This window comes from Thiorhodovibrio winogradskyi, from assembly GCF_036208045.1.
GTDB classification, from domain to species: Bacteria; Pseudomonadota; Gammaproteobacteria; order Chromatiales; family Chromatiaceae; genus Thiorhodovibrio; species Thiorhodovibrio winogradskyi.
On sequence record NZ_CP121472.1, the window covers coordinates 368,316 to 387,806 of the forward strand.

17 protein-coding genes are annotated in these 19,491 nt (G+C 63.2%); all 17 read left to right on the top strand.

Annotated features, from left to right (window positions below; all coding sequences use genetic code 11):
* The first annotated feature begins 12 nt into the window (after positions 1 to 12).
* The 17 genes from nrfD (at position 13) to Thiowin_RS01965 (ending at position 19,425) form a co-directional block, all read left to right on the top strand.
* Entirely contained in the window at positions 13 to 1,251 is a 1,239-nt protein-coding gene (gene nrfD / locus Thiowin_RS01885; protein ID WP_328986060.1) for an NrfD/PsrC family molybdoenzyme membrane anchor subunit, read from the top strand.
* A 70-nt stretch (positions 1,252 to 1,321) separates the two neighbouring features.
* Positions 1,322 to 2,755, top strand: a complete 1,434-nt coding sequence (locus Thiowin_RS01890; RefSeq protein ID WP_328986061.1) for a cobyrinate a,c-diamide synthase — start codon at positions 1,322 to 1,324, stop codon at positions 2,753 to 2,755.
* A gap of 292 nt (positions 2,756 to 3,047) precedes the next feature.
* The gene (locus Thiowin_RS01895; protein ID WP_328986062.1) at positions 3,048 to 3,362 is read left to right on the top strand and encodes a HesB/IscA family protein; all 315 of its coding nucleotides are present in this window, start codon (positions 3,048 to 3,050) and stop codon (positions 3,360 to 3,362) included.
* A gap of 45 nt (positions 3,363 to 3,407) precedes the next feature.
* Complete coding sequence (locus tag Thiowin_RS01900) at positions 3,408 to 4,532, top strand: sulfur reduction protein DsrS (protein WP_328986063.1); 1,125 nt, start codon at positions 3,408 to 3,410, stop codon at positions 4,530 to 4,532.
* Between the two features lie 23 nt (positions 4,533 to 4,555).
* Positions 4,556 to 5,596 (top strand): Lcl C-terminal domain-containing protein, encoded by a 1,041-nt coding sequence (locus Thiowin_RS01905; RefSeq protein ID WP_328986064.1) that lies wholly within the window; start codon positions 4,556 to 4,558, stop codon positions 5,594 to 5,596.
* Positions 5,597 to 5,853: 257 nt separating this feature from the next.
* Entirely contained in the window at positions 5,854 to 8,103 is a 2,250-nt protein-coding gene (rnr, locus tag Thiowin_RS01910) for a ribonuclease R (RefSeq protein ID WP_328986065.1), read from the top strand.
* A gap of 35 nt (positions 8,104 to 8,138) precedes the next feature.
* A complete protein-coding gene (rlmB, locus tag Thiowin_RS01915; RefSeq protein WP_328986066.1) occupies positions 8,139 to 8,894 on the top strand; it encodes a 23S rRNA (guanosine(2251)-2'-O)-methyltransferase RlmB in 756 nt (251 codons plus the stop codon).
* 107 nt (positions 8,895 to 9,001) lie between these two features.
* Positions 9,002 to 10,900 (top strand): DNA mismatch repair endonuclease MutL, encoded by a 1,899-nt coding sequence (mutL, locus tag Thiowin_RS01920; RefSeq protein ID WP_328986067.1) that lies wholly within the window; start codon positions 9,002 to 9,004, stop codon positions 10,898 to 10,900.
* A gap of 77 nt (positions 10,901 to 10,977) precedes the next feature.
* On the top strand, positions 10,978 to 11,925 hold the full coding sequence (gene miaA / locus Thiowin_RS01925) for a tRNA (adenosine(37)-N6)-dimethylallyltransferase MiaA (RefSeq protein ID WP_328988178.1): 948 nt from the start codon (positions 10,978 to 10,980) through the stop codon (positions 11,923 to 11,925).
* A 297-nt stretch (positions 11,926 to 12,222) separates the two neighbouring features.
* Positions 12,223 to 12,480, top strand: coding sequence for an RNA chaperone Hfq (gene hfq, locus Thiowin_RS01930; protein WP_328986068.1), 258 nt, complete (start codon positions 12,223 to 12,225; stop codon positions 12,478 to 12,480).
* A 24-nt stretch (positions 12,481 to 12,504) separates the two neighbouring features.
* Positions 12,505 to 13,800: a ribosome rescue GTPase HflX gene (gene hflX / locus Thiowin_RS01935; protein ID WP_328986069.1), complete on the top strand. Its 1,296-nt coding sequence runs from the start codon at positions 12,505 to 12,507 to the stop codon at positions 13,798 to 13,800.
* A gap of 120 nt (positions 13,801 to 13,920) precedes the next feature.
* Positions 13,921 to 15,108 carry an FtsH protease activity modulator HflK gene (gene hflK / locus Thiowin_RS01940; RefSeq protein ID WP_328986070.1) on the top strand — a complete coding sequence of 396 codons (1,188 nt, stop codon included), beginning with the start codon at positions 13,921 to 13,923 and terminating at the stop codon, positions 15,106 to 15,108.
* A complete protein-coding gene (gene hflC / locus Thiowin_RS01945) occupies positions 15,108 to 16,028 on the top strand; it encodes a protease modulator HflC (protein WP_328986071.1) in 921 nt (306 codons plus the stop codon). The genes hflK and hflC overlap by 1 nt, the downstream gene beginning before the upstream one ends.
* A gap of 47 nt (positions 16,029 to 16,075) precedes the next feature.
* Positions 16,076 to 16,261: a DUF2065 domain-containing protein gene (locus Thiowin_RS01950; RefSeq protein WP_328986072.1), complete on the top strand. Its 186-nt coding sequence runs from the start codon at positions 16,076 to 16,078 to the stop codon at positions 16,259 to 16,261.
* Between the two features lie 103 nt (positions 16,262 to 16,364).
* Positions 16,365 to 17,573: an ATP phosphoribosyltransferase regulatory subunit gene (locus Thiowin_RS01955; protein ID WP_328986073.1), complete on the top strand. Its 1,209-nt coding sequence runs from the start codon at positions 16,365 to 16,367 to the stop codon at positions 17,571 to 17,573.
* Positions 17,574 to 17,743: 170 nt separating this feature from the next.
* Positions 17,744 to 19,036 carry an adenylosuccinate synthase gene (locus tag Thiowin_RS01960; RefSeq protein WP_328986074.1) on the top strand — a complete coding sequence of 431 codons (1,293 nt, stop codon included), beginning with the start codon at positions 17,744 to 17,746 and terminating at the stop codon, positions 19,034 to 19,036.
* A gap of 104 nt (positions 19,037 to 19,140) precedes the next feature.
* Positions 19,141 to 19,425 (top strand): OadG family protein, encoded by a 285-nt coding sequence (locus tag Thiowin_RS01965; protein WP_328986075.1) that lies wholly within the window; start codon positions 19,141 to 19,143, stop codon positions 19,423 to 19,425.
* Positions 19,426 to 19,491 lie beyond the last annotated feature (66 nt).

The window sequence follows — 19,491 nt, forward strand, 5'->3', positions numbered from 1 at the left end:
GGACAAGCGGTCATGAGAAGAATCGTCTATCGCGAATGGCGTATCGAATCATCGCGCTACTGGAGCCTGCTGGCCATATTGGCTGGCGTCATTGCCATCGGTGGGTTGGCCGCGCTCTATATGGAACATGAGGGCCATTGGGTCACCGGTATGACCAACTCGGTGGTCTGGGGCGCGCCGCATGTGTTCGCAGTCTTCCTGATCGTCTCGGCCTCGGGTGCGCTCAACGTCGCTTCCATTGGCACAGTGTTCGACAAGTCCTTCTACAAACCCCTGGGGCGTCTGTCCGGTTTGTTGGCGGCAGCTCTGCTGGTTGGTGGTCTATTGGTGTTGGTGCTGGACCTTGGCCGCCCGGACCGGCTCGCCGTGGCCATGACCACCTATAATTTCAGTTCCATCTTCGCCTGGAATATTTTTCTTTACACTGGCTTTGTCGCAATCGTCATCGCCTACCTCTGGACCATGGCGGATCGCAAGGGCGACCCCTACAAAAAACCCGTTGGCACCTTCGCCTTTTTGTGGCGTCTGGCGCTGACCACTGGTACTGGTTCCATCTTCGGCTTTCTGGTTGGACGCGAGGCCTACGACACGGCAGTGCTGGCACCCATGTTCGTCGTGATGTCATTCGCCTACGGTCTCGCCATTTACATCCTAGTGTTAATGTACAGTTTTGCTCAGGATGATCGACCCATCGGCGCTCTCATGCTCAAGCGGTTGAAAAACCTGCTCGGCTTGTTCGTGGCTGGGGTGCTTTATTTTACCCTCATTTACCACCTGACCCGCCTCTATGGTGCTCAGACGCAAAGCATTGAGCACTTTCTGCTGGTCAGCGGGGGCATTTATACCCTGGTCTTTTGGCTTGGCTGGATGATGATCGGCAGTCTGCTTCCCTTGGGTATCATCTATCACCCGCGACACAGCAAGAATCCGCGTGCCATCGCCCTGGCCAGCGCGCTGGTCATTATCGGCGGACTGGCGGCCATGTATGTGATCATCATTGGCAGCCAGGCCTATCCGCAGGAAATGTTCCCCGGCATGTCGGTGGTCGAGTTCGGTGCTCCGGGCGACATCGGCGGGGCCGTTGCTCCCTACTGGCCAAGTCTGCCAGAGCTCCTGCTTGGCATCGGCGGCGTGGCCGTGGCTCTGCTCATTACCACGGTGGGCATCCGGGTCCTGCAATTCCTGCCAGAATCGCTCGCCGACCGAGCAGTCGACCCCCATGTTGCCGCCGCTGAAAGTCGCCAGCAGTAAAATCCCCTAGGGGGCGAATCGATTCGCCCCTCATTCATTCCCTCCCGGTTGATTCGCACAAGCGGCCCAGATGCCTAGCCTCTACTTTTCCGCGGCGCACAAGTCCTCCGGAAAGACCACGCTCAGCATCGGCGTCACGGCGGAGTCGCGCCGCCGTGGCCTGACGGTCAGCCCCTTCAAAAAAGGCCCGGATTACATCGACCCCATGTGGCTCGGCCTCGCCGCGGGCAGGGCCTGCTTTAATCTTGATTTTCATACCATGGCCGCCGACGAGATTCGCGCGGCTTTTCAGCGCGATGGGCAGGGCAGCGATCTGCGCTTGATCGAGGGCAACGTCGGTCTCTTCGACAGTGTCCACCTCAATGGCAGCGGCAGCAATGCCGAGCTGGTCAAACTCCTGGGCGTGCCCCTGGTGCTGGTGATTGACTGCAAGGGCCTGGGCCGTGGCATCGCGCCCTTGCTGCTGGGCTTCCAGGCGTTTGATCCCGAACTGCCCATGGCTGGGGTAATTTTAAACCGCGTCGGTGGCGGACGTCATGGCGACAACCTGTTGCGGGTGGTTGAGCATTACACTGATCTACCCGTGCTTGGCATGCTGCCGCGTCTGGCTGAGCTGGACATCGACGAGCGCCATCTGGGACTGGTGCCGAGCAACGAAGCGCTGGCCGCCGGCCGCAAGGTCGAGCAAATTCGAGCTCGGGTCGCCGAGCATGTTGACTGCGATGCGCTGCTGGCGATCGCGGCCAAGGAGCCACCCGGTCCGCCAGCCAGCCAGGCAGTCAGTCAGCCAGCCAGATCACCGGTCAACCTGGCCGCTGTTAGCGCAAGGCCAACAGCGGATGCTGGGCCTCAAGCCCCATCCGGGATCAAAATCGGCATCGCGCGCGATGCCGCCTTCGGCTTTTATTATCCGGATGATCTGGCCGCGCTTGAGCAAGCTGGGGCTGAGTTGCTGAGCTTCAGTCCGCTGCACGCATCGGAGCTGCCAAGGGTGGATGCCTTGTTGATTGGCGGCGGTTTTCCGGAATGTCACATGGAGGCGCTGGAGGCCAATCGTGGCTTGCGCGCGGGCGTGGCGGATTTTATCGCCTCGGGCAAGCCAGTGTATGCTGAATGTGGGGGGTTAATGTACCTGTGCCGCCAACTGCATTGGAACGGGCGCTCGGCGGATATGTGTGGCGTGCTCAATGCCGATGTGGCCATGCACGCCAAGCCTCAGGGGCGCGGCTATGTGCGCCTGCGCGAAACCGGGGCCAGTCCCTGGTTGGGTACGGCGGAGACGGGTGATCTCAGCGCGCATGAGTTCCATCATTCCGCCGTGGTCAGCCCTGATCCCACTTGGACCTATGCCTACCAAGTCTTGCGCGGGACCGGCGTGGACGGACAACATGACGGCATTGTGCACAATCGCCTGCTGGCCAGCTATGCTCATCTGCGTGGCGTGGGGGGCAATTGCTGGCCGCGGCGCTTCGTCGCCAGCATTGAACGCACGCTGGGTGGCTGAGGTGTGGCGGCGCATTGCCCGCGACAGCATCGCCTGAGACAATGGCCAAAGATAGGGGCACCCTGCCAGTGCTCGCCGCGGCATGGTTGAAAATCGCCATGACACCAACAACCTTGTGCAGTGCATCGAAGCGTTCTTCGGGTGTATTCTCATTGTGACAATGACCTTGGTGGCTAGACGCGCCATCTTGGCACGTCATGAAGCGGCTGGAAGCCGCTTCTACATCAAATAAGACACTCACACTTGGCATTGCTGGCAAGATTCAGCGACAGACGACTAGGAAATCCGGCTTATGTTTAAAGTGACTCCAACAGCGGCCGAACAGGTCGCCAAAGCCGCGCAAGAAGGCGGGACCGAGGGGTTGTCCCTGCGCCTGGCGGCCGTGCAAAATCCGGACGGCTCCATTGACTACCGCATGGGGTTCGATGAACTCAGCGAGGAGGATATCCGCTTCACTTCCGAGGGCGTGGATATTGTCATGGCGCCCGAGTTCGTGCCTCTGCTCGATACGGCGGTGATGGATTTTGTCACCCTGGACGACGGCGAACAGCACTTTATTTTTCTCAACCCCAAAGACACGACCTGCAAGCCGCCAAGCGACGCCTAAGCGCGGGCGTCCACCAAGAGTCCGCATCCTGAGGCTCTCTATATCGTGGATCTATCGAGCGAAGACTCTTTGCGTTTAAATGTGCTGCTTGCCAACAAGCCGCGTGCTATTCGTATTGATGAATCAAAACTCATCGTCTACGGGCTGACGGACCAAGGCGAACGCGGTGTCATCTTGCATCCCACCGGACGCCCGGAATCCTATTTGCGGGCCGTGCGCGAACTCATCTCGGGTCATATTCTAGGTTCCCCCGGCGGCTATCCGGTCTATTTGCGGCGCTGGACGCGCATGGGCCAGATGCGCGATGAAAGCCTGGAACAACTGCTGATGCTGGGTGAGCCCGAGGCCGTGGTGGCGGCGGTTTGCTCGCCCGGGCTGACCGAGGAGCTTGCCCGCCGCGCCTGGTGGGCGATGGAGGATGCCAGGAACGCTCGGCGCATGCTTGCGAATCCTGTCATCGCTGGCAGCGCGCTGGGCCGCGAGTTGGCCTCATATCTAATCGAATTCCTGCCGTTCGAGACTGACAGCGAGCGCATGATGGAGTCCGTGCGCCTGGTGCTGCGGCCGGGCTTGATCGGCCCCGAGGCGCGCCAGGATCTGTGGCAAAAAGCCGCGCGCAAACAGGCCTATTTGCTCGGCTTTCTGCGCGCCCTGCCGGACGATCTGCCCGCGCCACTGCCGCCGCGAGCCGATCTTGCGCAACTCGACCAGGCGCTGGCGCCGCTCGCCGCGGACGGCAACACGGTCGCATGGCTGCTGTTGCGTTGTGCCAGCGGTGGCGGTCAGCGGTTTCTCGACACCCTGTCGCGGGTGTTGGCCAAGCCGCCCAATCAGGAGGTGGTCACCGCCGCCTTCGACCTGATGCGTGAGTATTTCAGCCCCATGCGCCCCGAGGGCGAGCCCAGGCTCACGCTGGCCGAACTAAAGGCCGAGGCCGACGCGGTTGCCAGCGGCACGGTGCCTGAAGGCGCGCATGCCTGCCTGGAGCGCCTGCCGCGCATCGGTCCCGAACTGTCCGCCCTGCGCCTGCTCTCGGGCGTGAGCTACGCTACCCTGCGCCCGGTGCTGCCGGATCCGACCACCCTTGGCACCCTGATGCGGCGCAAGATCACACCCGTGATCGAGCCCCTGCAAGCGGCCATCGCCTGCTTGCGTGCCGCGCCAGATTAAACCGCCATGTTAAATTGGTTGGTATGCCATTGATCGGCTTGGAAATGGTGCGGGCCCTGGTGCTGATTGGGCTCTGCCTGTTACCGACCCTGGCCGCCGCACAGGCCCAAGAGCCCAATTGCGGTCGCGGACCCGAGGACAATATCAACGAAGAGCGCTGGACACTCAGTGAAGACGGAACCGTCGGCGACGAACAAAACCGCCTGGTTTGGAAGCAATGCGCCGAGGGTCTGCGGGGCGAGCGCTGTCGCGACGGCCGCCTGGCCTACTTGACCTGGGAGCGGGCGCTCGCAATCGCCGAGACAAGCACCTTTGCCGGCTACGATGACTGGCGCATTCCCAGGCTCGATGAACTGCGCCAGATCATCCAGCCCGGCTGCCTGTTACCAGCCGTGAATCTGTCGCTCTTTCCCAACACGCCCTCGGGTTGGTTCTGGTTCAACTCCGCCGAGGCCGATAATTCCCCACGCGCCGGCCAGCTTGGCTTTGCCTTTGGTGAGGAGTTTAGCGCCAACCAGCGCAACGTCGTTCATCTGCGCCTGGTGCGGGAACTGCCTGAACAGCCCGAACCCGAGGCGGATGCCGCGGCCAACGCGCCAGCGCCCGATGCTCCCCCAGATCTTCCCCCAGATCTTCCCCCAGATCTTCCCCCAGATCTTCCCCCAGATGTCCCTCCAGATGCTCCAGGCGCGGATGGGCAGCCGCAACCAGGCGAGCCGGGCGCTGCCGAAGCCGGTCAGGATGCGCAAGCCGACCCAGATGCCGATGCCCAGGCAGCCGAACCACAGCCGGCGGACCCGGCCGCCGAGCAACCTGGCGACCCTGGTGCGAATCCTGCCGCTGACCAAATGAATGACCAGGCCGATGGCCAGGCTGGTGACCAGGATGCCGATCCAGCCGCCGGCCAGGATGCCCCCGACAACCCCGATCAGCCAGCCGGACAAGCGGCCGGCGACAACGGCGGCGATGGTGTGGATGGCGCCGAGCAGCCCGGGCTGCTCCCGGGTCCACCCGCGGACGCCCCCGCGGCAGGCCCACCTGGCGATCAGGCGCCGGACAATTGATACCAGGCCAACAGCAACGAGAATCCTGTGCTCAGACTTCGCCCAGCCAGCCATTCCAACATTGGGAGTCTTATTCGCTGTAGTGGCGGCTTCCAGCCACTTCATGACGCGCCAAAATGGCGCGTCTACTGAGAACCGGGCCAACAACCGGGCGCTGGAAAACGAAATTTGGAATTGCTACAAGATCCCTTGTCAGCACACCCGGCGGCTTCGGGTGGGTTAAACTAGCGGTTTTCTCAGCCGGAAGCCTTTCCATCGTGGCCAGACGCAAAAAATCCCAATCCGCCAAAGTGCTTGATCCGCATCGCGAACGCGAGGCGCGGAAATACGACAAGCCCATCCCCAGTCGCGAGTTTATCCTCGAGATCCTGACCGAGCGTGGGGTACCCATGGATGCCGCCGGCGTGGCCAAGGCTCTCGACCTGAAGGATCCCGAGGAGCAGTTGGCACTCGAGCGCCGCCTGGGTGCCATGGTGCGCGATGGGCAGTTGGTGCGCAATCGCCGCGATGCTTTTTGCCTGGTCAACAAGAAGGACCTGATCGCCGGGCGGGTGATTGGTCACCCCGATGGTTTTGGTTTCCTCAAGCCCGATGAGGGCGGGGATGATCTATACCTATATCCCAAGGAAATGCGCGCGCTTTTCCATGGTGATCGCATTGTCGCGCGGGTGACTGGCCGCGACCGGCGCGGGCGACTCGAGGGCGCGGTGGTGGAGATTCTCGAGCGCAATACCCAGTCGGTGGTGGGGCGCTTCTACTCCGAGAGCGGCGTGGGCTTCGTGGTGCCGGATAATAAGCGCATCAGCCACGACATCATTATTCCCAGCGATCGGGTGGGGTCGGCCACCAAGGGCCAGATCGTGGTGGCCGAGATTACTGATCAACCCACCAAGCGCACCCAGCCGCTCGGTCAGGTGCTGGAAGTGCTTGGTGATCACATGGCCGCTGGCATGGAGACCGATATCGCCATTCGCGCGCACGATCTCCCCGTCGACTGGCCCGAGGCCGTGCTGCAACAGATTGCTGGCTTAAGCGAGGAGGTGCCGGAAGCCGCCAAGGCCGAACGCCAGGATTTGCGCGATCTGCCGCTGGTGACCATCGACGGGGCCGATGCGCGCGACTTCGACGACGCCGTCTATGCCGAGCGTAAGCCCAAGGGCTGGCGGCTTTTGGTCTGTATTGCCGATGTCTCGGCCTATGTGAGCCCGGGAGATGCGCTGGACCAGGAAGGTCGCGCGCGCGGCAATTCGGTCTATTTCCCCGATCGCGTCATCCCCATGCTGCCGGAGGTGCTCTCCAACGGGCTTTGCTCCCTCAACCCCCAGGTTGATCGGCTGTGCATGGCCTGTGAGCTTTATGTGAACCGCGACGGCAAGGTCACCCGCTCGCGCTTTTTTGAAGGCGTCATGCGCTCCGCCGCGCGACTGACTTACGACCAGGTGGCCGCCATGCTGGAGGGCGACCCGGCGCTGGGCGAGCAGTATGCCGAGCTGCTGCCCCATCTGCATGAGCTGCATCAGTTGTTTCAGACCTTGCTTGAGGCGCGCAGGGGGCGCGGCGCCATCGACTTTGACACGGTCGAGACTCAGTTCGTTTTCAACGACCAAGGCCGGCTCGAGGCCATTGAGCCGCGCGCTCGCAACGACGCCCATCGGCTGATCGAGGAGTGCATGCTCGCGGCCAATGTCGCCGCCGCGCGCCTGTTCGAGCGCAAGAAGATGCCGGCGCTCTTTCGCATCCATGAGCAGCCCAAGGCTGAGAAGCTCTCCGATCTGCGGGAATTTCTCGCCGAACTGGGGTTGAATCTGCCTGGTGGGGATAAGCCCACCGCCAAGGATTACGGCACCCTGCTGGACTCGGTGCGGAAACGGGCGGATTTTCATCTCATCCAAACCGTGCTGCTGCGTTCCATGCAACAGGCGATGTACAGCTCGGACAATGTCGGTCACTTTGGCCTGGCCTACGAGGGCTATACCCATTTTACCTCGCCGATTCGACGCTATCCGGATCTGGTCGTCCACCGCATCATCAAGCACATTTTGGCCGGTGGTGGCGTGGCGGAGTTGGATTATTCCAAACCCGAGCTGCAGCAGATCGCCGAGCACTGCTCGGGCACGGAGCGGCGCGCCGACGAGGCCACCCGCGACGCCAGCGACTGGCTCAAGTGCGAGTACATGCGCGACAAGCTCGGCGAGCAGTTCGACGGCACCATTGTCAGCGTGCAGGGTTTTGGCCTGTTCGTCGAGCTCGACGATGTCTATGTCGATGGGCTGGTGCACATCACCGCGCTGGATAACGACTTCTACCACTTCGACCCCATCGGACACCGGCTCAATGGCGCCCGTACCGGTCAGGTGTATCGCCTGGGCGACCGGCTGCGGGTGCAGGTGGCGGCGGTGAATCTCGACGAGCGCAAGATCGACTTCGTGCTGGCGCCCACGGCCAAACAAGCCGAGGGCGCCAAGCGACCACGGCGACGCGGCAACCGCAAGCGTGCGGTTGGTTGAGCCGGAGTGCCTTTCTGAAACCGGCTGCCGCAAGCATGACCCACGCCGAGGGCGGCGCGCCCGTCATGGGCATCAATGCCGTGCGCGCCGCTCTGAGTCAGGGCGGGGTGCGTGAGCTGTGGCTTGATCGCGCCCGCCGTGATCGGCGTCTGAGCGAGCTGGTCGATTTGGCGCGCGCCGCCGGGGTGCCAGTGCGTCAGCAAGACCGCTGCGCGCTTGATGAGGCGACTGCCGGCGGCAATCACCAGGGTGCATTGGCCTGGACGCAAGCGCCCGCCGCGCGCGGCGAGGCCGATCTCGACCAACTGCTGGCGTCCGGCCCGGCCGACCCGCTGCTGCTGGTGCTCGATGGTGTGACCGACCCGCACAACCTGGGCGCCTGCTTGCGTTGTGCCGACGGCGCCGGTGCGCTGGCGGTGATCGCGCCGCGAGATCGCGCCTGCGGGCTCACCGCCACGGCGGTCAAGGTGGCTAGCGGTGCCGCGGCTAGCGTCCCTTTCGTGCAGGTGACCAATCTCGCGCGCACCTTGGCGCGGTTACAGGAGCGAGGGCTCTGGGTGATCGGCCTGGCCGGCGAGGCCGACGCCAGCCTGTTCGCGTTGGAGTTGACCGGCCCCCTGGCACTGGTCCTGGGCAGCGAGGGTCAGGGGTTGCGCCGGCTCACGCGCAAGCGCTGCGACCAACTCGCCGCCCTGCCGCTGCGCGGCCAGGTCGAAAGCCTAAACGTCTCCGTCAGCGCCGGCATCTGCCTGTATGAAGCGCTGCGCCAGCGCTTGGCGGGAGCGGCCTAAACCGCGCCGCCGGAAGGCCGCGGGGGCGCGCGTTCCCTGCGCTCAAGCCCAGTCAGTCTGAGCTCCGGCGGTTGCCAGTATCGGGTCTTTTCTGTTTCCATCCACCCATGTCACGCATCAAGTCGTTGCCACCTCAATTAATCAATCAAATCGCCGCGGGCGAGGTGATTGAGCGCCCGGCGTCCATCGTCAAGGAACTGGTCGAAAACAGTCTGGATGCCGGTGCGCGCCAGATTGAGGTGCTCCTGGAGCGCGGCGGTGCCAAGCGCATTTTGGTGCGCGACGATGGTTGCGGCATGAGCGCCGAGGAGCTGCCATTGGCGGTCTCGCGCCACGCAACCAGCAAGATCGCCTCGCTGGCCGATCTGGAGTCGGTCGCGACCCTGGGATTTCGCGGCGAGGCCCTGCCCAGCATGGCCTCGGTGGCGCGGCTGCGGATCCTCTCGCGCCGTGCCGACGCGGACCATGGATTCGCCATCACCGCCGATGGCAGTGACCAGACCCCGGCGGCGGAACCGGCGGCTCATGCCCCGGGTACCAGCGTCGAGGTGCTGGATTTGTTCTTCAATACTCCGGCGCGGCGCAAGTTTTTGCGCACTGAGAAAACTGAGCTGGGCCATATTGAACAACTCATCCGGCGGCTGGCGCTGGCGCATGCCAGGGTCGGTTTTCGGCTGGAACATAACGGTCGTTCGGTGCTGGATCTGCGTGCCCCCAGTCATGGGGATATTAACGACGGGCAAGCAAGCGATGGGCAAGCAAGCCTGAGGCGGCGGCTCGAACAAACCCTGGGGGGCGATTTCCTCGACGCCGCCCTGATGCTTGAGGATCAGGCCGTTGGGCTGCGACTGTTTGGCTGGGTCGCGCAGCCGGCCTTCAGCCGCTCGCAGGCGGACCGGCAGTTTTTCTTCGTCAACGGTCGCATGGTGCGCGACAAGCTGGTTGCCCATGCGGTGCGCCAGGCCTATCAGGACGTGCTGCATCACAGTCGTCATCCGGCTTATGTGCTCTTTCTGGAGCTTGATCCGCGCCAGGTCGATGTCAATGTTCATCCGGCCAAGCAGGAAGTCCGGTTTCGCGAGGGGCGCCAGGTGCACGATTTTATTTTTCGCGCCCTGCATCGTCGGCTCGCGGGTGGCGCCATGGCCGCGGGCGCGCTGTCGCACGGGGACGACTCCGTGGCGTCGCCTCCACCCGAGGCGCCGCCACCTGCTCAGCCTCCGGCGTCAGCGCCACTGGCCGGGCGGCCCCCGCCCGCGGGCGGGCAGCCGTCCCTGCCGCTGCGCGAATCGGCCGGGGCCTACGCGGCAAATTTTGCCTGGCAGCAGCCTTGGTCCGCCGCCGAGCAGGCTCTGGCCGAAGCCGTTGCCGGGGACGATCAGACGGCCGCGGGGCAAGATCAGGCAGCCGCCGGAGAAGTGCCGCCGCTGGGGTTCGCGCTTGGCCAGCTCAATGGAGTCTATGTGCTGGCGCAGGGGGCGGATGGTCTGGTGATTGTGGATATGCACGCGGCCCACGAGCGGGTGTGCTACGAGCGCATGAAAACCGCCTGGCAGGCCCAGGGGCAGGTGCGCCGCCAGCCGCTGCTGGTGCCGGTCAGCCTGCGTCTGAGTCGTGCCGAGGCGGATCTGCTCGAGACCCATGATGCCGATTTACAGGCACTGGGGCTGGTGGTCAGCCGCCTGGGAGAGGAGCAGGTGGCGGTGCGGGAAATTCCTGCCATGCTGCAGGGCGCGGATGTGGAACAACTGCTGCGCGATCTTCTGTCCGATCTCGCCGAGCACGGCCAGAGCGCGCGCTTGCAGCAGCAGGCCAACGCCCTGCTCGCGACCATGGCCTGCCATGGCTCGGTGCGCGCCAACCGACGGCTGAGCCTGCCGGAGATGAACGCCCTGCTGCGAGCGATGGAATCCACCGCGCGCTCGGATCAATGCAATCACGGGCGCCCGACCTGGGTGAAACTCTCGCGGCAGGAGTTGGATCGGCTGTTTCTGCGCGGGCAATGAAAGACGCGACTCCAAGCGAGGGACTTGCTGGGGCGGGTCCGGTGGAATGGGATTCGCTGCCACCAGCAATCTTCCTGATGGGGCCAACCGCGGCCGGCAAGACGGCCCTGGCGCTTGACTTGGTCGAGCGGCTGCCGTGTGAGATCATCAGTGTCGACTCGGCGCTGGTGTATCAGGGCATGGATATCGGCACCGCCAAGCCGTCGCCAGAGATTCGCGCCCGGGTGCCGCATCGGCTGATGGATATCCTCGATCCCGGCGAGGCCTATTCCGCGGCGCGGTTTCGCCTTGATGCATTGCGGGCCATGGAAGAGATCACCGGCGTGGGTCGGGTGCCGCTGCTGGTTGGGGGCACTATGCTCTATTTTCGTGCACTGGTACGCGGGCTGGCGCCCCTGCCGCGGGCGCACCCCGAGTTGCGCCGCGATCTGTCGCGCCAGCTTGAGCGCATGGGCTCGGCGCGGATGCATCGCTGGTTGGCGGTGCTGGACGCGGCCAGCGCGGCGCGCATTCACCCCAATGATCCGCAGCGGATTCAGCGCGCGCTCGAGGTCTATCTGACTACTGGGCGCGCACTCGGGGACCATTGGGCGGAGGCCGCCGCGCAACACTTGCCTTATCGGGTCGTGAAACTCGTCAAGGCGCCCGGTCCGACAGTGGGACAGGCTGGATCATCCGGGCGCGAACGTCAGGCCTTGCGTGAGCGCATTGCGCAGCGCTTCGATGCCATGCTGGCGGCGGGTTTTGAAGCCGAAGTGGCGCGTTTGCGCGCGCGCGGTGATCTGCATCCCGCTTTGCCTTCGATGCGCGCGGTCGGCTATCGGCAAATGTGGCACTATTTGGATGGCGACTGTGATTTCGCGCGCATGCGCGAGCTTGCCATCACGGCAACGCGGCAACTCGCCAAGCGGCAGATGACCTGGCTGAGATCCGAGAGCGATTGCATCTGGCTGCCCCAGGGGGGCTCCCTGTTGGATCGGGCGCTGGAGAGGCTGGCAAATCTGGCGGCCATCGGTGAGTGCTGAGCTGGCGCGGCCCTGGCGCGGCCCAGGGCGCTTGCTGGCCGCAAGGTGACAAGAATGGCGCCTTTTTTGCTTGGACGTCGGACCAAAGGTCGCCAGTGAGACCATGACCCGGCGGCTCTGTGATAACGTATCACTTGCATTGACGTCCTATGCGTGCAAGCGCATCGTCGCGACCTGGCCCCTGCGAGCCTGATTGCCGCGGTTGCCGGCCTCCTCCGTGGTGTGCAGAACGGCGGTGGATGATCGTTGCGATCATGCGTTGATGGGGCTGCCCAATAACAACAAGAGAATTTCACTATGTCGAAGGGACACAGTCTTCAGGATCCGTTTTTGAACGCATTGCGCAAAGAGCGCGTGCCGGTCTCGATTTTTCTGGTCAATGGCATCAAGCTCCAGGGACAGGTCGAGTCCTTCGATCAGTTCGTGGTGTTGCTCAAGAACAATGTCAGTCAGATGATCTACAAGCACGCGATTTCCACCGTGGTGCCGTCACGCAACGTCAAATGGTCCTATCCAGAGGATGACCTCGACCTGGATGAGAGCGAGGCGGAATGAGGCGGTACCTGCCGCGGGTTTGCCATGTTTGAGCGGCCGGACGCGGGCGAACGCGCTCTTTTGGTGCAGCTGGCCATCGGCGGAAAGCTGGACGCGGAAGCCAGCACCGAGTTCCGGCTGCTGGCCGAGGCCGCCGGCGCGCTTGAGGTGGGCTGGCTCACCGGTACCCGCGCCGCGCCCGATCCGCGCTTTTTTATTGGCCAGGGCAAAGCGGCTGAGTTGGCCGAGCAGCTGGCCGCCACGGGCGCCGAACTGGTGATTTTCGACCATGCCCTGAGCCCGGCCCAGGAGCGCAACCTGGAGCGTCGGCTGTCCTGTCGGGTGGTGGATCGCAATGGGCTGATTTTGGATATTTTCGCCCGCCGCGCGCGCTCTTTCGAGGGCAAGCTGCAGGTGGAGTTGGCGCAGCTGCGGCACCTGTCAACCCGCCTAGTGCGCGGCTGGACCCATCTTGAGCGCCAGAAGGGCGGTATCGGCCTGCGCGGACCGGGCGAGACCCAGCTCGAGACCGACAGGCGCCTGCTCGGCCAGCGCATTGTCGCCTTGAACAAACGCCTCGAGCGGATCGAGACCCAGCGCGCCCAGGGGCGCCAGGCGCGTGATCGCGCCGAGATCGCCACCGTCTCCCTGGTGGGCTATACCAATGCCGGTAAGTCCACGCTCTTTAATCGGCTGACCGCGGCCGGGGTGTTTCAGGCCGATCAGCTTTTCGCTACCCTGGATCCCACCCTGCGACGCTTGGAGCTGCCCAATGCCCCGGCCGTGGTGGTGGCGGATACCGTGGGCTTTATCAGCCAGCTGCCACATGAGCTGGTGGCGGCCTTTCGCGCGACCTTGCAGGAAACGCGCTCGGCGGCGCTGCTGCTGCATGTGATCGATGCGGCGGGCAAGGAGCGCGAGCGCTGCGAAAGGGATGTTGAGCAGGTGCTGACGGAGATCGGCGCCGAGTCGATTTCGCGCCTGCGGGTGATGAATAAAATCGACCAGCTTGAGGATCAGCGTCCGCGGGTTGATCGGGACGCGGCGGGGAATGTCAGCACGGTATGGCTGTCCGCTCGAACAGGTGAGGGCGTGGATCTGCTGGTGGACGCACTGGCCGAGCGCTTTCGCGGCCAGGTTGAAAATTGTCAGCTTGAGCTAAATCCTTCCGAGGGTGCGTTGCGCGCCTGGCTCTATCGACACGGGCAAATTCTTGCCGAACAAGCCAGGGATGACGGTGGCTGGACCCTGGAGGTGATGATCGAGCCCGAGCGACTGCAGCGGGAGTTGCGGCGCCAGGGTCGTGCGCGACCCCAGCCAAGGGAATTTCCTGTATGGTAAGGCTGCGCATTGTCCCCCGGGCCGGGAAAACCTAAAATGCCCGTTCGATGGTCGTGGCGCGGCACGCATTTAGCACCTTCGAATCACCTTTAAAGAACGATTAGCCCAGACGGAGACACTATGGCCTGGAACGAGCCGGGAGGCGGAGGCAAAGACCCCTGGGGGTCCCAGCAGGGAAACCAGGGCGGACCGCCCGATCTCGACGAGATCGTGCGCAACTTGCAGGACAAAATGAAAGGCCTGTTCGGTGGTGATTCCGGATCTGGCAAGGGCTCCGGTGGCGGGGCGGGCGGCGGTGCACCGCTCGGGCCGCTTGGCAAGTGGACTATCGGTATCGTTGTCGGGGTGCTGGTGGTGCTTTGGCTCGCCACCGGTATTTATATCGTCGATCCCGCTGAGCGCGGTGTGGTGCTGCGCTTCGGTGTCTATAACAGGATGACCCAACCCGGCCCGCACTGGCACTGGCCCTGGCCGGTTGAGCAGGTCGAGATTGTCAATGTCGACGAGATCTCATCCTTTAGTCACAAGGCACTGATGCTGACCCAGGATGAGAACATCGTCGATGTCGAACTCACCGTGCAGTCGCGCATTGAGGATGCCGCCAATTATCTGTTCCAGGATCAAAATCCGGAGAAAACCCTGCGCGATGCGACCGAGACCGTGGTGCGCAAGACCATCGGCGGCAGCAAGCTCGATTTCATCCTGACCGAGGGTCGCAGCGCCGTGGCGGCGACCATTCGCGAGCGGGTTCAGGCCTTGATGCGCGAGTACAAAACCGGTCTGCTAGTCACCTCCATTAACATGCAGCCGGCCAAGCCGCCGGAGCAGGTCAAGGAGGCTTTCGATGACGCCATCAAGGCGCGCGAGGACAAGGAACGTTCCGAGAACAAGGCCGAGGCTTATGCCAATCAGATCCTGCCGCAGGCGCGCGGTGAAGCCGCCCGCATCGTGGCGGATGCCAAGGCCTATCGCGATCAGGTGATCGCCGAGGCCGAGGGTGAGAGTTCGCGCTTCCTGGCGGTGCTGGAGGAGTATCGCAAGGCGCCCGAGGTGATGCGTGAGCGCCTGTATCTGGATACCATGCAAGAGGTGATTGGCGACAGCCAGAAAGTGCTGATCGACGTGCCGGACAGCAATAGCCTGATGTATCTGCCGCTGGATCAACTCATGAAGAACCCGGGCGCGAGTCGCGACGGGGCCCCGGCAAGTGTCTCTTCAAGCGGGAGTAGTGGCAACGCGAGTGGTGCGAGCAACTCGATAACGCAACGGCCGATGCGCAATGTGAATCGCGAACGGAGGACCCGCTGATGACAGACCGCATGAAACTCCTCTCGGGCATCGCTGTTCTGGTGCTGGTTGGCTTGGTGACGGCCTCGGCGTTCATCGTTTATCAGTGGGAGATCGCGATCAAGCTGCGCCTGGGTGAAATCGTCGGGCCCGAGTACAAACCAGGCCTGCACTGGAAGGTGCCGGTGCTGAACAATGTGATCAAGTTCGACGCACGCATTCAGACACTCGACTCCCAGCCGGAGCGCTTCCTCACCATCGAAAAGAAAGACGTCATCGTCGATTCTTACGCTAAATGGCGCATCAATAACGCGGCGCAGTTTTTCCGTTCCACCGGCGGCGACAGTGCCCGTGCCGCGCGTCTGCTTGCCGAGCGTATTAATACCAGCCTACGGGACGAATTCGGTCGCCGCACCATTCAGGAGGTGGTGTCCGAAGACCGCCTGGAACTGATGCAGGTGCTGACCAAGACACTCGACACCCAGGCCACTGAGTTGGGTGTGGAGGTGGTGGATGTGCGGGTGAAGAAAATCGATCTGCCGCCCGAGGTGAGCGAATCCGTCTATAACCGCATGCGCGCCGAGCGCGAGCGTGTGGCAAGCGATCTGCGCGCCAAGGGTCATGAAGCGGCTGAACGTATCCGCGCCGATGCTGATCGCCAGCGCACCGTCATCCTGGCGGACGCCTACAAGGAGTCCGAGGAAACCCGTGGCCTGGGTGATGCGAAAGCCGCGCGGGTCTACGCCGAAGCCTTCGAGCAGGATCGCGAGTTCTACGCTTTCTACCGCAGTCTGGATGCCTACCGGAAGTCGCTCGTCGACAAGGGCACCACCCTGGTGTTGGCGCCTGACTCGGAATTCTTCCGCTATTTCAATCATCCCCAGGGCGCGGCCGGCTCCTCGGACGACGCCGGCACGGATGGTCGTCTGCGTGTGCGCTAGCAGCGCGCGTTGCTGGCTGCCGGCGGCTATTCTGGATTTGATGCACGATGTGGCATGACTTCCTGGTGGCTCTGGCGCTGGTGTTCGTCATTGAGGGCGTCATGCCCTTCGCTGCCCCCGGGGCCATGCGCCGTATGATGGAGGAGGTGGCGCGCCAGAGTGATGGCAGTCTGCGCATCGTGGGCCTGCTTAGCATGGCCTCTGGGGTTGTGCTGCTGTACTTTGTTCGTTAGCTGACAAGCGACCCCATGATTTCCCATTCCGCACCGCGCCCGGGCTGCCGCCGTCCGCGCCGCCCTGGCTGTGCCGCAACCGCACCCTGACTCCGGCAAGCTCATGACCATCAATCAGGACCGCTGGCTTCTCCCTGCTGGCATTGAGGAAATTCTGCCCCAACAGGCGCGCGATATTGAGCGCCTGCGCCGCTGCCTGCTCGATCTGTTCGATGCTTGGGGCTATGATTTGGTCATTCCGCCCTTTATCGATTATCTCGAGAGCCTGCTGATAGGCACCGGGAGCGATCTGGATCTGCAGACCTTCAAACTGACTGATCAGCTCAGCGGGCGCCTGCTTGGCGTGCGCGCGGACATGACGCCGCAGGTGGCGCGCATTGACGCCCATCAGCTCAGGCGCGAGGAACCCACCCGGCTGTGTTATCTCGGCACTGTGCTGCATACCCGCTCCGATGGCTTTGCCGGCACCCGCAGCCCGCTGCAAATCGGTGCCGATATCTATGGCCATGGCGGCGCCGAGAGCGATGTCGAAATTCTCAGGCTGCTGCTGACCACCCTAGAGACCGCCGGAATCGGCTCCGCCTACCTTGATCTCGGGCATGTGGGCATCTTTCGCGGCCTGGCTGAACAGGCAGGACTGTCGCGGGAGCAGGAATTGACGCTCTTTGGTATCCTGCAGCGCAAGGCCAGCACCGAACTTGCAGCGCTGCTCGATGAGGCTGGCGTCGAGCCAAGCGAGGCGGATATGCTTCTGGCGCTGGTTGAGCTGAACGGTGATGATGCGCTTGAGCGCGCTGGCGAGCGTCTTGCCAAGGCTCGCGATAGCGTTCATCGGGCGCTCGGCAATCTGCGATTGATTGCCGAGGATCTGCACGCCTGGATGCCCCAGGTGCCAGTGCACTTCGATCTGGGCGAATTGCGTGGCTATACCTACAAGACCGGGGTGGTTTTTGCTGCTTTCGCGCCTGGGTGGGGGCTCGAAATCGCGCGCGGCGGGCGCTACGATGCCATTGGCGAGTTTTTTGGCCATGCCCGCCCGGCGGTCGGCTTCAGCACTGATCTCAAAGGCTTGATTGAGCTGGCCGCGCCCGCTGCCGAGCACCCTTTGGTTGGAGCTGGCGCCGTGCTCGCGCCCAATGATCGCGACCCCGGATTACAGGCGCTGATCAACGAGCTGCGGGCATCCGGTCGGCGGGTGCTAAGCTGGCTGCCTGGTCAGCAAGGTCATCCGGCCGCGCTTGGCTGCGAGCAGCGCATTGAGCGTCGCGATGGGCGCTGGCAATTGGTACCCATGGTGGCGGGCCAATTTTGACGGAGCGACTCTCGATGGAGCGAGTCTGGAGCCGGGCGCGGTCTTAAAGGATGGATGGCGACGGCGGGTACAACAACGACAACGATGATTTCGCTTTGCTGTCAATGACCTGTTCTGGCCGTTGACAGGGCGGGATTTTATCCGGCTGATGCCGGCTGAGTAGAGGCACTATGGGCAAGAATCTGGTCATCATCGGGACGCAGTGGGGCGACGAAGGCAAGGGCAAGGTGGTCGATTTGCTGACCGAACGCGCCAATGCGGTGGTCCGCTTTCAAGGTGGGCATAACGCCGGTCATACGCTGGTGATTGATGGCGAGCAGACGATTTTGCATCTGATCCCCTCGGGCATCTTGCATCCGGGGGTCGAGTGCTTCATCGGCAATGGCGTGGTCCTGGCGCCGGATGCGCTCTTCCATGAAATCGATACCCTCACCGCCGCTGGGGTCGCGGTTGAAGAGCGCTTGCGCATCAGCCCCGGTTGCGCGCTCATCCTGCCCTACCATATCGCGCTTGATCAGGCGCGGGAAAAAGCGCGCGGCAGCAAGGCCATCGGCACCACCGGACGCGGCATTGGGCCGGCTTACGAGGACAAAATCGCCCGGCGCGGCATTCGCCTTGGCGAACTGCTGAATCCAAGCCTGTTCGAGGCACGCCTGCTCGAGGTGATGGAATATCACAACTTCGCGCTCACGGCCTATTTTAAAGCCGAGCCGGTCGATGTCGCGGCCACCCTGGACACCGCGCTGGCCTGGGGCGAGCGCATTCGGCCCTTGGTCGGCGATGTATCCGGTCGCCTGCACGCCTTGCGTGACCAGGACGCCAGGATTCTGTTCGAGGGTGCCCAGGGCTCATTGCTCGATATCGACCATGGCACCTATCCCTTTGTCACCTCATCGACCACCACCGCCGGCGGTGCCGCCTCGGGCAGTGGTGTTGGGCCGCTTGATCTTGACTATGTCCTGGGTATCGTCAAGGCCTACACTACCCGGGTCGGTGGCGGGCCTTTTCCGACCGAGCTGTTCGATGCCGATGGCGATCATTTGGGCGAGCGTGGGCATGAGTTCGGCGCCACCACCGGGCGCAAGCGCCGCTGTGGTTGGCTCGACATGGTCGCCTTGCGGCGTGCCTTCGCGGTCAATAGTGTCTCCGGGGTGTGCATTACAAAGCTTGATGTGCTCGATGGGTTAGAGCGGATTCGCATCTGTACCGGCTATGAACTGGACGGACAGCCACTGGATGTCCCGCCCATGGGGGCCGAGGATCTGGCGCGTGTCAAGCCAAGTTATATCGAGATGCCAGGCTGGCGGGAATCCACCGAGGGCGCTCTGTCGCTCGAGGATTTGCCCGCCGCGGCGCGTGATTATCTTAACCGCATCGAAGAATTGAGCGGTCGACCGATCGACATTATTTCGACCGGGGCTGATCGGGCGCAGACCATTGTCCGGGATCATCCGTTCGACTGAATATAGGCCTCGTTGCCTGTGTCAGCCGCCTGCATGATGGGGTCTGGCTGGGTTTGGGTGGGAGATTGGCGCGGAGATTGGGAGTGGGTTCGATGGATTCGGCAGTGATTGACACTCAAATGGTCGCGGAAAGCCTGCGGCTGATGCTGATCGGCATGAGCATTGTGTTTGGCTTTTTGATGCTCCTGGTGGTTCTGCTGCGCGGTATGTCCTGGTTTGCCGCGCGCGTGGCACCGGCGGACTTCCATGAGTTGGCTGCTGGCGCGGCCTCCATGTCCAGGGGCACCGGCGCTGCCGGGAACCCAATGGCGGACCCAGCGGCGGACAGCGAATTGATCGCGGTGATGGCCGCCGCGGTGGCGCGCTATCGCGCCCGGCAGGGCGGTTAGGTGGCGGTCCTGTTGCCGCGCTGGTGCTTCTTCCAATGACTGACGGAAACTGTTAAGAGATGTCCC

What these genes read in the sequence shown, in the direction of transcription:
- Thiowin_RS01960 (WP_328986074.1), top strand. Translation starts at nt 17,744, where the DNA reads ATGGGCAAGAATCTGGTCATCATCGGGACGCAGTGGGGCGACGAAGGC.
- hflX (WP_328986069.1), top strand. Translation starts at nt 12,505, where the DNA reads ATGTTTGAGCGGCCGGACGCGGGCGAACGCGCTCTTTTGGTGCAGCTG.
- hflK (WP_328986070.1), top strand. Translation starts at nt 13,921, where the DNA reads ATGGCCTGGAACGAGCCGGGAGGCGGAGGCAAAGACCCCTGGGGGTCC.
- miaA (WP_328988178.1), top strand. Translation starts at nt 10,978, where the DNA reads ATGGGGCCAACCGCGGCCGGCAAGACGGCCCTGGCGCTTGACTTGGTC.
- hflC (WP_328986071.1), top strand. Translation starts at nt 15,108, where the DNA reads ATGACAGACCGCATGAAACTCCTCTCGGGCATCGCTGTTCTGGTGCTG.
- rlmB (WP_328986066.1), top strand. Translation starts at nt 8,139, where the DNA reads ATGACCCACGCCGAGGGCGGCGCGCCCGTCATGGGCATCAATGCCGTG.
- Thiowin_RS01955 (WP_328986073.1), top strand. Translation starts at nt 16,365, where the DNA reads ATGACCATCAATCAGGACCGCTGGCTTCTCCCTGCTGGCATTGAGGAA.
- mutL (WP_328986067.1), top strand. Translation starts at nt 9,002, where the DNA reads ATGTCACGCATCAAGTCGTTGCCACCTCAATTAATCAATCAAATCGCC.
- Thiowin_RS01890 (WP_328986061.1), top strand. Translation starts at nt 1,322, where the DNA reads ATGCCTAGCCTCTACTTTTCCGCGGCGCACAAGTCCTCCGGAAAGACC.
- nrfD (WP_328986060.1), top strand. Translation starts at nt 13, where the DNA reads ATGAGAAGAATCGTCTATCGCGAATGGCGTATCGAATCATCGCGCTAC.
- hfq (WP_328986068.1), top strand. Translation starts at nt 12,223, where the DNA reads ATGTCGAAGGGACACAGTCTTCAGGATCCGTTTTTGAACGCATTGCGC.
- Thiowin_RS01950 (WP_328986072.1), top strand. Translation starts at nt 16,076, where the DNA reads ATGTGGCATGACTTCCTGGTGGCTCTGGCGCTGGTGTTCGTCATTGAG.
- Thiowin_RS01895 (WP_328986062.1), top strand. Translation starts at nt 3,048, where the DNA reads ATGTTTAAAGTGACTCCAACAGCGGCCGAACAGGTCGCCAAAGCCGCG.
- Thiowin_RS01905 (WP_328986064.1), top strand. Translation starts at nt 4,556, where the DNA reads ATGCCATTGATCGGCTTGGAAATGGTGCGGGCCCTGGTGCTGATTGGG.